9 protein-coding genes are annotated in these 13,829 nt (G+C 65.2%); 5 read left to right on the plus strand and 4 right to left on the minus strand.

The features are described from left to right. Positions 1 to 5: 5 nt before the first annotated feature. Positions 6 to 854, minus strand: coding sequence for a tRNA (guanosine(46)-N7)-methyltransferase TrmB (gene trmB / locus QP140_RS04725; RefSeq protein ID WP_012359436.1), 849 nt, complete (start codon positions 852 to 854; stop codon positions 6 to 8). Between the two features lie 115 nt (positions 855 to 969). Here trmB and QP140_RS04730 point away from each other — a divergent pair, with 115 nt between their 5' ends. From QP140_RS04730 to QP140_RS04740, 3 genes are all read left to right on the plus strand, one after another. Then, the gene (locus QP140_RS04730; RefSeq protein WP_284758479.1) at positions 970 to 1,824 is read left to right on the plus strand and encodes a hypothetical protein; all 855 of its coding nucleotides are present in this window, start codon (positions 970 to 972) and stop codon (positions 1,822 to 1,824) included. 3 nt (positions 1,825 to 1,827) lie between these two features. Further along, complete coding sequence (locus tag QP140_RS04735; protein ID WP_148811535.1) at positions 1,828 to 2,208, plus strand: DUF6802 family protein; 381 nt, start codon at positions 1,828 to 1,830, stop codon at positions 2,206 to 2,208. A gap of 227 nt (positions 2,209 to 2,435) precedes the next feature. Beyond that, positions 2,436 to 4,256 carry a phosphoenolpyruvate carboxykinase (GTP) gene (locus tag QP140_RS04740; RefSeq protein WP_070758524.1) on the plus strand — a complete coding sequence of 607 codons (1,821 nt, stop codon included), beginning with the start codon at positions 2,436 to 2,438 and terminating at the stop codon, positions 4,254 to 4,256. A 270-nt stretch (positions 4,257 to 4,526) separates the two neighbouring features. Here QP140_RS04740 and ahpF read toward each other — a convergent pair whose 3' ends face one another. Then, the gene (gene ahpF, locus QP140_RS04745; RefSeq protein ID WP_070758525.1) at positions 4,527 to 6,095 is read right to left on the minus strand and encodes an alkyl hydroperoxide reductase subunit F; all 1,569 of its coding nucleotides are present in this window, start codon (positions 6,093 to 6,095) and stop codon (positions 4,527 to 4,529) included. 197 nt (positions 6,096 to 6,292) lie between these two features. Continuing rightward, positions 6,293 to 6,856: an alkyl hydroperoxide reductase subunit C gene (gene ahpC, locus QP140_RS04750; protein WP_012359441.1), complete on the minus strand. Its 564-nt coding sequence runs from the start codon at positions 6,854 to 6,856 to the stop codon at positions 6,293 to 6,295. A gap of 703 nt (positions 6,857 to 7,559) precedes the next feature. Between ahpC and QP140_RS04755 the strand changes: the two genes are divergently transcribed. Continuing rightward, positions 7,560 to 9,041 (plus strand): YeeE/YedE thiosulfate transporter family protein, encoded by a 1,482-nt coding sequence (locus QP140_RS04755; RefSeq protein ID WP_284758482.1) that lies wholly within the window; start codon positions 7,560 to 7,562, stop codon positions 9,039 to 9,041. 97 nt (positions 9,042 to 9,138) lie between these two features. Further along, positions 9,139 to 11,202: a vWA domain-containing protein gene (locus QP140_RS04760; protein WP_284758483.1), complete on the plus strand. Its 2,064-nt coding sequence runs from the start codon at positions 9,139 to 9,141 to the stop codon at positions 11,200 to 11,202. 270 nt (positions 11,203 to 11,472) lie between these two features. Here the strand turns inward: QP140_RS04760 and QP140_RS04765 are convergent, their stop codons facing one another. After that, positions 11,473 to 13,743, minus strand: coding sequence for a 3-hydroxyacyl-CoA dehydrogenase NAD-binding domain-containing protein (locus QP140_RS04765; protein ID WP_284758484.1), 2,271 nt, complete (start codon positions 13,741 to 13,743; stop codon positions 11,473 to 11,475). Positions 13,744 to 13,829 lie beyond the last annotated feature (86 nt).

Below are 13,829 nucleotides of genomic sequence, written 5' to 3' on the forward strand. Positions count from 1 at the left end.
AGCGGCTACTTCTTCGTCCACAGGTATTCCTTAATAGTGTGCTCCTTGCGCAGGCCCTTGTCCTCGAACTTCGTGAGCAGCTGGCGGTCCACCAACTGGCCGAGGTGGCCGCGCCCGTCGTCTGCTCCGCTGGCGAGCTCCTCGGGCCAACCGATGTATTCGAGCTGCGGCTCTGCGTTCACGAGCTCGTCGATCCACTCGGCGTACTCCGCGTGATCGGTGGCGATGTGCAGGATGCCGCCCGGGCGCAGCCGGCTGGCGATGAGGTGCAGCGTGCCGGTCTGCACGATGCGGCGCTTGTGGTGGCGGGCCTTGGGCCACGGGTCCGGGAAGAAGATACGCACCCCGGCCAGGGACTCGGGCCGGAACATGCGCTGCAGCACCTCCACGCCGTCGCCCTTGATCATGCGGATGTTCTCGATCCCTTCGCGGCTGACCGCACCGACGAGCTTGGCCAGGCCGGGGCGGTAGAGCTCGACGGCGACGATGTTCTTATCGGTCTCCAGCGGGGCCATCGCGGCGGTGGAGGTGCCGGTGCCGGAGCCGATCTCCACGATCGTGTCTGCATGGCGGCCGAACCATTCATCCAGGTCGATGTACTGCTCGTTGACCTGCTCGTCGAGCTCCTTGCCTAGGCGCGGCCAGTTGGCTTCCCAGGTGGCCTCCTGGTTATCGGTGAGCGTGCCGCGGCGGAAGGCGAAGCTGGATAGCCGTGGGTAGTCGCGGCCGTCGTTGAACACCGTCTGAAGTGGGCGCCTGCCGGTGCCTCCGGTAACTTCCGTCGCCGGTGCGGAGTTTTCTTCCGAAAGGGCTTGCTGGTGGTCGTCCTGTGGGGAATTATTGGAGCTAGTCATCGTCATCATTCTTGCAGATGGTCTGGTTTTCCGGGAGTTTCGGCGTGGGGTACGTCGCCCGGGGCCTAAGGCGATGGGGGAGAGCCCGGGACAAGCCCGGGGAAATGGGGGAAAGATGAAGACTATTGCCGTGATCGGCCCGGACGAGGCCGAGGCGAAGAAGGTCGCCGAGCAGCTCACCGGGGTGCGGGCGGTGCCGGGGGCGGGGCCTGGGAAGGACATCGACGGGGTCGTCGCTGTCGCGGGGGAACCCACCGAGGAGGCCGTGGAGATCGTCCGGGCGGTCGCCCGCAACATCGGGGTGGTCGCGGTGCTCAGCGACCACCGCTGGCCCAACATCCCAGGGGTCCATGTTCTTGGCTCCCAGGACATCGCCGGCCTACAGCGGTTGATCGACCGGCTCTACGTGGACGCCAAGCAGTGGGAGCTGGCGGCGCGCCGGGCGGATCAACAGCGCCTCGAACAGGTCCGCGTGGCGATCCGGCTGCGGATGCAGCGCTTCATCCGAGAGGGGTGCTCCGCCGCAGACCTGGGGGAAGCTGGCTCGGGCGGTCGCGAGCTAGCTCACCGGCGATTCCTGGCGGAGCTGCGGGTGGCGGTCTTAAGTCAAGGGATCCTCTGCCCACCGGTGGATACCGCGCTTCCGCCGGCCGCCAAACCGGTGGAAGTGCCCGGCCGTGCCGCGCAACTGGCCACCCTGGCAGCTGGGGTGCTGGGCGCGGTCGGCCTGCTGTTCGCGGTGGGTCGGCTGGCGGGCTACCCGTGGTTGGGGCTCAGCCTGGGGCTGCTCGCGGCGGTGGCGCTGGGATGGTTCCGGCTCAGCGCGCAGCAGCGGGCTATCGACCAGGCTCAACGAGAGGCGGACTTCCGCCTGCTCCAGGAAGCCTGGAGCGCACAAGTTACAGAGACGATCACCCGCATGAACATTCCGCGGGTAGCTGAGCAGCTGACGCTGCGAACGGGGGTATAAGGCATGGATTTTCTTGGCGATATCTTTTCCCATCTACCGGTGGAACCGGACGCCACGGGCAGGCAGGACATGGTCTTCTCCGTTGGTGGCTCGGAGTATGCCATCCCCAATCCGCAGGGTTTAGACTCCGCGACATTCACCGGCGAGGACGGCGTCACCACGGTCTCTGACCTGGACGGTGACGGGCACGTGGACTACGTCAGCAACGTCTCCTACGACGGCAAGTGGACAGCCTGGCGTCCTGATGGGGCGGCGGATGCGAAAGAAAACGGGCAACAAGTGAGTGAGCCTGTGGAGGGGGTGGCCGAATCCACCCCCAATGAGGTGAGCAAAACCTGGGATGCCGGGCGCTGGGAATGTGTGGACCGGGGGGAGTGGGGCTAGTGTGGGGGGTGAAGAAAAACTCTGCGCATCAGCACTCATCAGCACGAATGAGCACCTCAGCGCCTGCGACGCGAATCTGTGCGTCGGGGCAGGGGACGCAGACTCGGTTGGAGTAGTCCACACAAAGGTGGGCAATTCCGGCTGATCCGTGAGTCTGGTCCCCACATCCGCTCTCAGAACCGATAGTGTTGAGCCAGAGAAATAGCCGAGCGTAAGGAAAATATTCGATGACCATCCGAGGGCTTGTCGGCGAGGCACCCACCAAGAACCAGGAGCTGCTGGACTGGATCGAAGAATCCGTAGAGCTGTTCCAGCCGGACTCCGTCGTATTTTGTGACGGCTCCGACGAGGAATGGAACCGGCTAGCCGAGCAGCTAGTCGAGGGAGGCACCCTCATCAAGCTGGACGAGGAGGCACAGCCGAATAGCTTCCTCGCACGCTCCAACCCGGCCGACGTGGCTCGCGTCGAGTCCCGCACCTTCATCTGCTCCGAGAAGGAGGAGGACGCCGGCCCGACCAATAACTGGGTCGAGCCAGAGAAGATGCGCGAGGAGATGCGCCAGCACTTCTCCGGCTCCATGCGCGGCCGCACGATGTACGTCGTCCCGTTCTGCATGGGCCCGATCTCTGACCCGGAGCCGAAGCTGGGCATCGAGCTCACCGACTCCGCCTACGTCGTGATGTCCATGCGCATCATGACCCGCATGGGTGCAGAGGCTCTGGCGAAGATCGACGAGACCGGTCAGTTCGTCAAGGGCTGGCACAGTGTCGGCGCTCCGCTGGAGCCGGGCGAGAAGGACGTCCCGTGGCCGTGCAATGACACGAAGTACATCACCCACTTCCCGGAGGACCGCGAGATCTGGTCCTACGGCTCCGGCTACGGCGGCAACGCCATCCTGGCCAAGAAGTGCTACGCCCTGCGCATCGCGACCGTCATGGGCCGCGACGAGGGGTGGATGGCCGAGCACATGCTGATCCTGAAGCTGATCAGCCCGGAGGATAAGGCGTACTACATCTGTGCCGCCTTCCCGTCTGCCTGCGGTAAGACCAACCTGGCGATGCTGCAGCCGACGATCCCGGGCTGGCGAGCGGAGGTCGTCGGTGACGACATCGCGTGGCTGCGCTTCGGCGAGGACGGCCGCCTGTACGCCGTGAACCCGGAGAACGGCTTCTTCGGCGTGGCACCGGGCACCAACTACGCCTCCAACCCGGTCGCGATGAAGACCATGGAGCCGGGCAACACCCTGTACACCAACGTCGGCCTGACCGACGACAAGAACGTCTGGTGGGAGGGCCTGGAGAACAAGCCGGAGCACCTCATCGACTGGCTGGGCAACGAGTGGACCCCGGAGTCCGAGGACAAGGCCGCTCACCCGAACTCCCGCTACTGCTCGCCGATCTCCCAGTGCCCGACCGCGGCACCGGAGTACGACGACCACCGCGGCGTGCCGGTCTCCGCGATCCTGTTCGGTGGCCGCCGCGCGGACACCGTCCCGCTGGTGACCCAGGCCCGCGACTGGAACCACGCCACCTTCATCGGCGCGACGATGGCTTCCGGCCAGACCGCCGCTGCAGCCGAGGCAGCGGTGGGCTCCCTGCGTCACGACCCGATGGCCATGCTGCCGTTCATCGGCTACAACGCCGGTGACTACCTGCAGCACTGGATCAACATGGGCGAAAAGGGCGGCGACAAGATGCCAGAGGTCTTCCTGGTCAACTGGTTCCGCCGCGGCGAGGACGGCCGCTTCCTGTGGCCGGGCTTCGGCGAGAACTCCCGCGTCCTGAAGTGGATCGTCGACCGCATCGAGGGCCGCGTCGAGGCCGATGAGACCGTGGTTGGCTACACCGCTCGCTACGAGGACCTCGACACCGAGGGTCTCTCCGAGCCGGAGGAGGACATCCGCGAGGCGCTGAGCGTCCACCCGGAGGAGTGGGACCGCGACGTGGCCTCCAACGAGGAGTGGCTGAAGTTCCTGGGCCCGAAGGTTCCGGCCGAGGTCTGGGAGCAGCACGAGGCGCTGAAGCAGCGCATCGAGGCTGCCAAGTAAGCGCCTAGAAGCCTTCGCAAGAACGACGGCTCCCGCCCACTGGGTGGGGGCCGTTTTCTCGTGTTATAGGGGGGCTTGCTGCGGGCACGGCGGTGGCTCTTGGCGAGACCATCCCTGGATGTGGCTTCGCCAGCAGATGTTCGTCTGCCCAGTCGTCGAAGGCAGAGCCCAGCACGCCCACCTGTAGAAAGAGCAACCCCCCGGCGCCACCATCGCGGTGGGGCCGGGGCGGATGCTTAGCAGCCCGGGGTAGGGCTTAGCGGCGGAGCATTAGCCGATCGCGTTGTGCTCCCAGGCGGACAGGCCGGCGGTGGCGCCGGTGCCCGTGGCGATCACGATCTGCTTGTACGGCACGGTGGCGCAGTCGCCAGCGCCGTAAACGCCCGGCACATTGGTCTTGCCCTTGGCGTCGATGACGATCTCGCCCATCTGGTTCAGCTCCACGCCGGAGCCCTCCAGCCACTTGGTGTTCGGCAGCAGGCCGATCTGGATGAACAGGCCGGAGAGCTCGAGGGTCTTGACCTCACCGGTGGTGCGGTCCTCGTACTTCAGACCCGTGACCTCCTTGCCGTCGCCGATGATCTCCTTCGTCGCGGCGGAGGTGACGATGTCGACGTTCTTCAGGCTGCGCAGGGTGTCCATGAGGACATCGTCGGCGCGGCAGGTGTCTGCGAACTCCAGGACGGTGAGGTGGTTGACCACACCGGCCAGGTCGATGGCGGCCTCGACGCCGGAGTTACCGCCACCGATGACGGCGATGTCCTTGCCCTTGAACAGCGGGCCGTCGCAGTGCGGGCAGAAGGAGACACCCTTGTTGCGGTACTCATCCTCGCCCGGAACACCCATGAGGCGCCAGTTCGCGCCCGTGGCGACGATGACCTCGCGGGCCTTGAGGGAGGCGTTCTCACCGAAGTGGACGGTGCTGAGCTCGCCGTCCTTGCCCGGGGTCAGGCCGGTTGCGGACTGTGCCTTGATGACGTCGATCTCGTAGTCGTTGACGTGTGCCTCGAGGTTCGCGGCGAAGGTCGGACCGTCGGTCTCCGGGACGGAGCTGTAGTTCTCGATGGACTGGGTATCCAGCACCTGGCCACCGAAGCGCTCACCGACGATGCCGACGCGCAGCCCCTTGCGGGCGACGTAGATCGCGGCGGTCGCACCAGCCGGGCCCTGGCCGACGACGAGGACGTCGTAGGGCTCCTTCTCGTTGAGCTTCGCGGCTTCGCGCTCGGCGTGGCCGTCGTCGAGGCGGGCGACGAAGTCCTGGATGTCCATGCGGCCGGAGGCGAACTCCTCGCCGTTGAGGTAGACGGTCGGGACGGCCTGGATGCCCTTCTCGTTGACCTCGTCCTGGAAGAGGGAGCCCTCCACCGCGGTGTGCTTGATCCGCGGGTTGATGACGGACATCGCGTTCAGCGCCTGCACCACGGTCGGGCAGTTCTGGCAGGTCAGGGACATGTAGGTCGTGAACTCGAAGTCCCCGTCCAGGGCTGCGACCTGGTCGATGAGGTCCTGCTCTTCCTTGATCGGGTTACCGCCGACCTGGAGGAGCGCCAGCACCAGGGAGCTGAACTCGTGGCCCATCGGGATGCCCGCGAAGCTCACGCCGATGTCGCTGCCTGCACGCTGAATGGTGAAGGAAGGCTTGCGCTCGTGAAGCTCGTCGTCCTGGCGGGCGGTGATGTTATCGGAGAGTGCCGCGATGTCCTCGAGCAGCTGCTTGAGGTCTGCGGACTGGCTGCGGTCGTCGAGGGAGTAAACGAGCTCGACCTTCTCGGTGATGCGGTCGACCAGCTGGCTGAGCTGGGACTTCAGGTTGTCGTCTAGGAGCTTCTTGGCCATGGTTAGCTGCCTCCTTCAAGGCGTGTGTGTAGTGCGGGGCCGGTATGGGCGGTGATTTATGAGTGCTTTATGGGGTGGCTCGGGCGTGTGGCGCGAAGCGACAGATAAGGGGAAAGGGCGGGCGGGCAGTGAGCCCGCCCGCCCTTAGCATTCGCGGCTGCGAGCTTGAGCCGCTTAAAAGATCTGGAAGCTAAAGGCTAGATCTTGCCAACCAGGTCGATGCCCGGGGTCAGGGTGTCCTGGCCCTCTTCCCACTTCGCCGGGCAGACCTCGCCTGGGTGCTCAGCGACGTACTGGGCAGCCTTGATCTTGCGGACCAGCTCGGAAGCGTCGCGGCCGATGCCCTCGGCGGTCTGCTCGATGTACTGGATGATGCCCTGCGGGTCGACCAGGAAGGTCGCGCGGTCGGCCTGGCCGACGCCCTCGCGCATGTTCTGGAAGTTGCGGGTCAGGTCGCCGTTGGAGTCGCCGATCATCGGGTAGTTGACCTTGCCGACCTCCTCGGAGGACTCGTGCCAAGCCTTGTGGACGAAGTGGGAGTCGGTGGAGACACCGTAAACCTCGACGCCCATCTTCTGCAGCTCCTCGTAGTGGTCTGCGAGGTCGCCGAGCTCGGTCGGGCAGACGAAGGTGAAGTCGCCTGGGTAGAAGAAGAAGACGGACCACTTGCCGAGGACGTCGTCCTTGCTGACCTCGGAGAACTCACCGTTGTGGAAAACCGGGTTCTTGAAATCCAGAATCTCAGTGTTGATCAGAGACATATGAACTTCCTTCCTGCTTTGTCGCTTGAATTGTCTGCCCTGTGGTGACCGGGCGCACAGGCCGGTGGTGGCCTGCGGAATTCCCGGGGTGGGCATTCACTATTTAAGGGTACCTAGCTGCGGCGGACTTCGCTGCCGTAGCTTCTGTCCATTAATATAGCAGAACCTTTTAATTATTCAAGCCCCAATAGGCGCGGGCTATAAAGGTCTTCACTTTGGAGCTCTGGGCGTGTCACTGCATTGCGGGTCGGAGGGGTGGCTGGGTTGTCGCGTAGCGCAGCGGGGGTGCGGCGGATGCTCCGCCAGTGTCGTGTGCCTGCCGCGCGAGCAGTGTGTGCGGCGCCGCCACGCGAGTCCCGTCATATGGCCGCCGTGCGCGTTTTGCAGAGTTTGATGCCGGAAATTGGCGGAAAAGCGACATCAAACTCTGCAAAACGGATCAGTGGGGTGAGGTGAGCGGGTTGATGCGGGAGCTAGTAAATGGGTATCAGTCAGTGCTTGGTGGAGGAAGGGGCGAGTTGTAGACCGTTCGGTCTTCTTCAATGGGGGTAAAGTTATGCCGGGTTACCTGCGTGAATGATGTCTATGGGGTGAAAACTAGACAGGTCGGTACGTTTTACGCTTTACAAACTTCCGGCGGGGCACTAATGTTCTCGGCCATACATAGACAGATCGGTTCATTACTGACAGAAAAGAGAGACACATGGTCATCACCGGCCTCGCGCTCGGCGTGGTACTCGGATGGGTTATGCAACGCGGCAGGTTCTGCGTCACCGGCATGATCCGCGATATCTTCCTCAACAAGACATGGCGCGGCTTCACCGCCCTGCTTATCGTCATCGCCGTCCACGCTGTGGGGTTGGCGGCGTTGACCACCGCTGGGGTGATCACCCCGGATTACAAGGAATTCGCCCCGCTGGCCGTGACCCTGGGCGGCTTCCTCTTCGGTGCGGGCATCGTGCTCGCCGGCGGCTGCGCCTCCGGTACCTGGTACCGCTCGGCAGAGGGGCTCATCGGCTCCTGGCTGGCGCTCGTCTTTTACGCGGGTAGCGCCGCCGCCATGAAGGGCGGCGCGCTGAACTTCCTCAACGAAGGCCTGCGCAGCTGGACCCTGCCGCTGACCACCATTAACGCCTCCCTGGGGGTTTCCGTCTGGTGGCTGGTGATCCCATTCGCCATCGGCGTGGCCTTCCTGACCCGCCACTTCCTCGCCGAAGAGGCAGCGGCCCCGAAGATGGCCACCCTGAAGCCGAAGAAGGCCGGCCTGGCGCACATCCTCGCGGAAAAGCCCTGGCACTTCTACCCAACCGCAGCCATCATCGGCGTGCTCGGCGTGATCGCCTGGCCACTCTCCGCCGCCACCGGCCGCAACGACGGCCTCGGCATCACCAGCCCGTCCTCCAACCTCTCCAAGTTCCTCATCAGCGGTGAGGACACCGTCGACTGGGGCGTGCTGCTGGTCCTCGGCCTGCTGGTCGGCGCATTCTTTGCCGCCAAGGCCTCCGGCGAGTTCCGCCTGCGCCTGCCGTCCGCTACCCAGGCCGTGCGCTCCGTCGTCGGCGGCATCCTGATGGGTGTCGGCGCCTCCGCCGCCGGTGGCTGCACCGTCGGCAACGGCATGGTCCAGACCTCCCTGTTCAGCTACCAGGGCTGGGTTGCGCTGCTGTTCATCTCCATCGGCATCTGGGCGGCAGCCAAGCTGTGGCTCAAGCCCACCGACGCCGTCCCGGGCCAGAGCGCACAGTCGACGCAGGACGCCCCGAAGGCTGATGCCGCACCGACCGTCGCCGCTCCGGCCGTGCAGTCCGCAGAGGCTGCCGACCTGCAGTCCGCTGGCGCGCAGTACGGCTTCCAGACCACCGGCGTGGCCCTCCTGGAGCGTCCTCAGATTGCGACGGCCGCCGGGTCGACGTCCGAAAACACCGGCACCACGACCGGCCTGGAGCTGGTCGGGGACCGTACCTACAAGCTGGACTCCCTCGGCGCGGTCTGCCCCTTCCCACTGATCGACGCCAAGGCTGCCATCGCACAGCTTCAGGTCGGCGACTCCCTGCAGATCGACTTTGACTGCACCCAGGCCACCGACGCCATCCCGCGCTGGGCGGCCACTGACGGTCACGAGGTGACGAACTTCGAGCAGACCGACGAGGCTGGCTGGACGATCACCGTCAAGAAGGGTGAATAGTCCGCTAACGGCACCGAAAAACTAAATAAAAACCCCAGGGGTGGGCGGCTGCTTCCTGCTAACTTTGGAAACCAAAGTAAGGGAAGGAAGCAACCACATGCGAGCGAGACACCAGCACGCAACGCCACGGGAAGCCAGCCTGGCCCCCGCAGCAACGACCCGCCCCGAGCGTAACCCCGGCCATGCTGGCCGGGCACGCAGCAGCGCCACACTGCACAGCAGCGTGAACCTGCGTAGCAACATGAAGCACCGCAGCGCGATGGCCGTCGCCATCGCGCTGTTGCTGTCTCTAGCCGGGGTCGTTGTCCCCTTCGGGCACCCCCAGGCCGCGGCGGAAGCCAAAGACATTCCGCCGACCATGCTGATCCTCGACGCATCCGGCTCCATGATGGCCCGTGACGCGGACGGCCAGACCCGCCTGGACGCGGCGAAGGAGGCGTCCAAGAACTTCTCCCGCTCTGTCTCCAAGGACTCCGAGCTGGGGTTCATGGTCTATGGCACCAAGGTAGGCAATTCCCCGGAGGAGCGGGAGGCCGGCTGTAAGGACGTCACCACCTTGCTGCCCGTGGGCAAGGGCAACGCGGGCAAGATCCCGGGCGAGGTGGACAAGGTCAACGCCTCCGGCCACACTCCCATGGGCCCGGCCCTGAAGCAGGCCGCCAAGGAGTTGCCCAACGAGGGCGAGCGCTCCATCGTTCTGGTCTCCGACGGCGAGGACACCTGCGCCCCGCCACCGGTCTGCGATGTCGCAAAGGACCTGCACAAGCAGGGCATCGACCTGACCATCAACACCGTCGGCTTCCTGGTCGACCCAGCTGCCCGCAAGGAGCTGCAGTGCATCGCCGAGGCCGGTGGCGGCGAGTACCTGGACGCTAAGGACTCCGAGTCCCTCGCCGAGTCCATGAAGGTTCTGGCGACCCGCACCGCCCAGACCGCGGAGTCCAACGCCCCGGAAATTAAGGGCAGGGACGACGCCGCGTCCGCCACCGAGGTCCCGGAAGACGTCGAGCTCTTCTCCACCCCGCTGCGTGAAAAGTCCGGCGGCGCGAAGAATGACGAGGACGGCGCCGAGTACTTCAGCACCCCCATTGCAGAGGGCGAGCGCCTCGCGATCGGTGTGGCTACGATGCCGCCGCCGTCCCAGGGCAGCGAGATCGGCTTCGGTAAGAACTTCTCGGTCAAGGTCGAGGTCGACGAGCCTCTGTGCTACCTCGCTAACGACAACGATGTCGGAATCATTGACTCCAACGGCCCTTTCTTCGCTTCGTGGACCACACAGCAGGCCGGCGAGGACTGCCCCGCCGGGGACTTCCGCTTCAAGGTGGTGCGCAAAAGTGGCCCTTATAAGGGCAAGGAGATCCCGGCTGAGGTCTCGATTAAGCGCCTGCCGAACGAGGACCTCTCTGAGGTTCCGGAACCCTTCGCGGTGGATAAGGTCGAGAACCGCAAGGAGCCGAGCGCTGCCGGCAAGCCCCGCAAGGTGACACCAGGCGCATGGTTCGACAACGCCACCGAGCTGAACCCGGACGCCAAGGAAACCGTCAGCGCGGACATCGTCCCGGGCGAGGCTCACGTCTACAAGATCAAGACCGACTACGGCCAGCAGCTCCGCGGCGGAATCAAGGTCACCAGCGAGCCACCGAGGGACCACTACGCAGAGATCAAGCAGCTGGACATCAACGTCCTCAACTCCGCCCGCCAGAAGGCAGCGATCGCGGAGAGCGTGCACGTCCGGGAGGGTGATTCCAAGGCCTTCGGTAACCCCGTGCGCGTGAACTACCGCAACATGGTGGGTGACGGGAAGGAACAACCGAGTGACGTCGAATCCCAGAAGGCCTGGCTGGACGGCGAGCAGTACATCGTCATTTTCCTGAACAAGAGCCTCAAAGCTGGTGCTAACCGCGACATCAGCAAGGAGAAGAACGCCACCGCCACCTACGAGCTCACCACCGAGCTGGTGGGGGAGAAGATCCCCGGCCCGAGCTTCGAGAAGGTCTCCAATGACACGGAGATCGAGGAGAGCGAGAAGGCCGAGGAGCCGAAGGAGACCGAGCAGGCGGCCGCTGAGGAGGATAGCTCCATCAATTGGTTCCTGATCGGCGCGGGCGTGCTCGTGGTGCTGGCCGTGGCCCTGGTGGCCCTGACCCGTCGCGGCCGCTAGAACTCACGGTGCTGGAGCTAGCAGAGCTCAGCGCTAGCGCCCGACGTTAGGGATAAGGCGGGCGGCAGCTCTCCGCCGCCCCGCACCAGCCCAACCGGAATCAACTCAACCGGCACCAGCCCAACCGGAGCCAAGCACAACGAAGCCCCGGCCCTGCCACTGAATCATTCTCAGTGACAGGGCCGGGGCTTTAGCCGTGCCCTGGTAGTACCAGAGGAGTACCAGAGGGCTGGTCGCGGGAAGTCCTGAAGAGCTCCCCGCACCCACCTGCTAGCTCTTCAGGGAGTCCAGCGGGGTGAAGCGCTCGCCGTACTTCGCGGCCAGCTCCTCGGCGCGGGCGACGAAGCCAGCCACGCCGGTGGTCGGGTAATCCCCGCCGTCCACATCAGCCTTCTTGCCCTCCGGCAGCGCAGCGGCGGCCGGGCGAGCGTAGTTCTTGATGTACTGGCGGGTACCGCCGGTCCAGGCCGGGAAGCCGATGCCCATGATGGAGCCGATGTTGGCGTCCGCGTCGGACATCAGCACGCCCTCGTCGATGCACTTCTGGGTCTCCAGAGCCTCGGCGAAGAGCATGCGCTCCACCAGGTCGACCAGCACCGGGCCCTCGGCGGAGATGGACTCCAGGCCGTGGCCGGCGGTCGCGGACTCGGCGTCCGGGACGGTGACGGACCCGCCGCCCAGCTCGTCCCACAGGCCGCGCCACAGACCCGTGCGGCGGCCCTCCTCGTTGTACTCGTAGAAGCCCTTGCCCTCGAGCTTGCCCGGGCGGTCGTAGACGTCCAGCATCTTGTCGACGATCTCGGTGACGCCACCGTCGTCCACGGAGATGCCGGCGGCCTCCTGCGCGGCCTTCGTCTCGGCGCCGATCTTGCGGGCCAGCTTCAGGTTCAGCTCATCCTGCAGCTGCAGCGGCGGTGCCGGGTAACCAGCCTGGCGGCCAGCTGCCTCGATGACGGCCGGGTCGATGCCCTCGGCCAGCATGCGCATCGCCTCGTTGAGGAAGAAGCTGATGACGCGGGAGGTGTAGAAGCCACGGGAGTCGTTGACGACGATCGGGGTCTTGCGGATCTGGCCGGTGAAGTCCAGGGCCGCAGCCAGGGTCTCGTCGGAGGTCTCCTCGCCCTTGATGATCTCCACCAGCGGCATCTTGTCGACCGGGGAGAAGAAGTGGATACCGATGAAGTCCTTCGGGCGCTTCACGCCGGTAGCCAGCTCGGTGATCGGCAGGGTGGAGGTGTTGGAGCCCAGGACGCAGTCCTCCGGCACCGCTGCCTCGATCTCTGCCCAGACCTTGTGCTTGAGCTCGGTGTTCTCGAAGACCGCCTCGATGACGATGTCGCAGTCGGAGAGGTCGGCGTAGTCCACGGACGGGGTGATCCGGTCCAGCAGGGCCTTCGACTTCTCTTCGGTGGTCTTGCCGCGCTTCAGCGCCTTGGCCTCCAGGCCCTCGGAGTAGGCCTTGCCCTTCTCCGCTGCCTCCAGCTTGATGTCCTTGAGGACGACCTCCATGCCGGCCTTCGCGGCGACGTAGGCGATGGCGGCACCCATCATCCCGGCGCCGACCATGCCCAGCTTCTTGAACTGCTTACGCGGCACGTCCTTCGGGCGGGAGCCACCACCGTTGCAGTACTGCAGGTCGAAGAAGAAGGCCTGCATCATGTTCTTCGAGGTGGAACCGGTGACGAGCTCCACGAAGTAGCGGGTCTCGACGCGGGTGGCCTCCTCGATGTTCTTCAGCTGCAGACCCTCGACGGCTGCGGCGAGGATCGCCTTCGGCGCCGGCATCGGCGCGCCCTTGATCTGCTTGGTGACGTTGGCCGGGAAGGACGGCAGGAACGCGGCCAGCTTCGGGTTGGTCGGGGTGCCACCCGGGACCTTGTAGCCCTCGGTGTCCCACGGCTGCTTCGCATCCGGGTTTTCCTTGACCCACTTCTTCGCGGCGTCGAGCAGCTGATCGGCCGGCACGACCTCGTCGATCAGGCCGGTCTTCAGTGCGTCCTCGGCGCGGAACTGGCGGCCGGTGGTCAGGACCTTCATCAGTGCGTCCTGCAGGCCCAGCATGCGGGTCACGCGGGTCACGCCGCCACCACCCGGCAGCAGGCCGAGGGTGACCTCTGGCAGGCCGACCTTCAGGCCCTTGGCGTCGGAGGCCACGCGGTGGTGGGTGGCCAGAGCCAGCTCGAGGCCTCCGCCGAGCGCGGTGCCGTTGATGGCTGCTGCGACCGGCACGCCCAGGGTCTCCAGGGCACGCAGGTCGGCCTTCATCTGGTCGATCTGCTGGGTCAGCTCGGCGGCATCCGCCGGGGTGGCCTGGATCATGGCCTTGATATCGCCGCCGGCGAAGAAGGTCTTCTTCGCGGAAGCGATCACAACACCCTTGACCTCGCCGGCCTCGACGGCCTCCTTGACCTTCGCCACGGTGGCGGTGAGGTCGTCCTGGAAGGTGGTGTTCATGGTGTTGACCGGAGCGTTCGGGTCATCCATCGTCAGGGTGAGGATGCCATCGGCGTCGACATCCCACGCGAACATGTTGTTGCTCATTGATTCTCCTGTATTCGAATCTTGCAGTGAGGCAGTGCTCTTCAGCGCTGAGTGGCTTCAGTGCTTAAAGCGGCTGCAGTGCTTGA

This window comes from Corynebacterium sp. UMB9976 (assembly GCF_030212265.1).
Classification (GTDB): Bacteria; Actinomycetota; Actinomycetes; order Mycobacteriales; family Mycobacteriaceae; genus Corynebacterium.

What these genes read in the sequence shown, in the direction of transcription:
- trmB (WP_012359436.1), bottom strand. Translation starts at nt 854, where the DNA reads ATGACTAGCTCCAATAATTCCCCACAGGACGACCACCAGCAAGCCCTT.
- QP140_RS04740 (WP_070758524.1), top strand. Translation starts at nt 2,436, where the DNA reads ATGACCATCCGAGGGCTTGTCGGCGAGGCACCCACCAAGAACCAGGAG.
- QP140_RS04730 (WP_284758479.1), top strand. Translation starts at nt 970, where the DNA reads ATGAAGACTATTGCCGTGATCGGCCCGGACGAGGCCGAGGCGAAGAAG.
- QP140_RS04765 (WP_284758484.1), bottom strand. Translation starts at nt 13,743, where the DNA reads ATGAGCAACAACATGTTCGCGTGGGATGTCGACGCCGATGGCATCCTC.
- QP140_RS04760 (WP_284758483.1), top strand. Translation starts at nt 9,139, where the DNA reads ATGCGAGCGAGACACCAGCACGCAACGCCACGGGAAGCCAGCCTGGCC.
- ahpC (WP_012359441.1), bottom strand. Translation starts at nt 6,856, where the DNA reads ATGTCTCTGATCAACACTGAGATTCTGGATTTCAAGAACCCGGTTTTC.
- QP140_RS04735 (WP_148811535.1), top strand. Translation starts at nt 1,828, where the DNA reads ATGGATTTTCTTGGCGATATCTTTTCCCATCTACCGGTGGAACCGGAC.
- ahpF (WP_070758525.1), bottom strand. Translation starts at nt 6,095, where the DNA reads ATGGCCAAGAAGCTCCTAGACGACAACCTGAAGTCCCAGCTCAGCCAG.
- QP140_RS04755 (WP_284758482.1), top strand. Translation starts at nt 7,560, where the DNA reads ATGGTCATCACCGGCCTCGCGCTCGGCGTGGTACTCGGATGGGTTATG.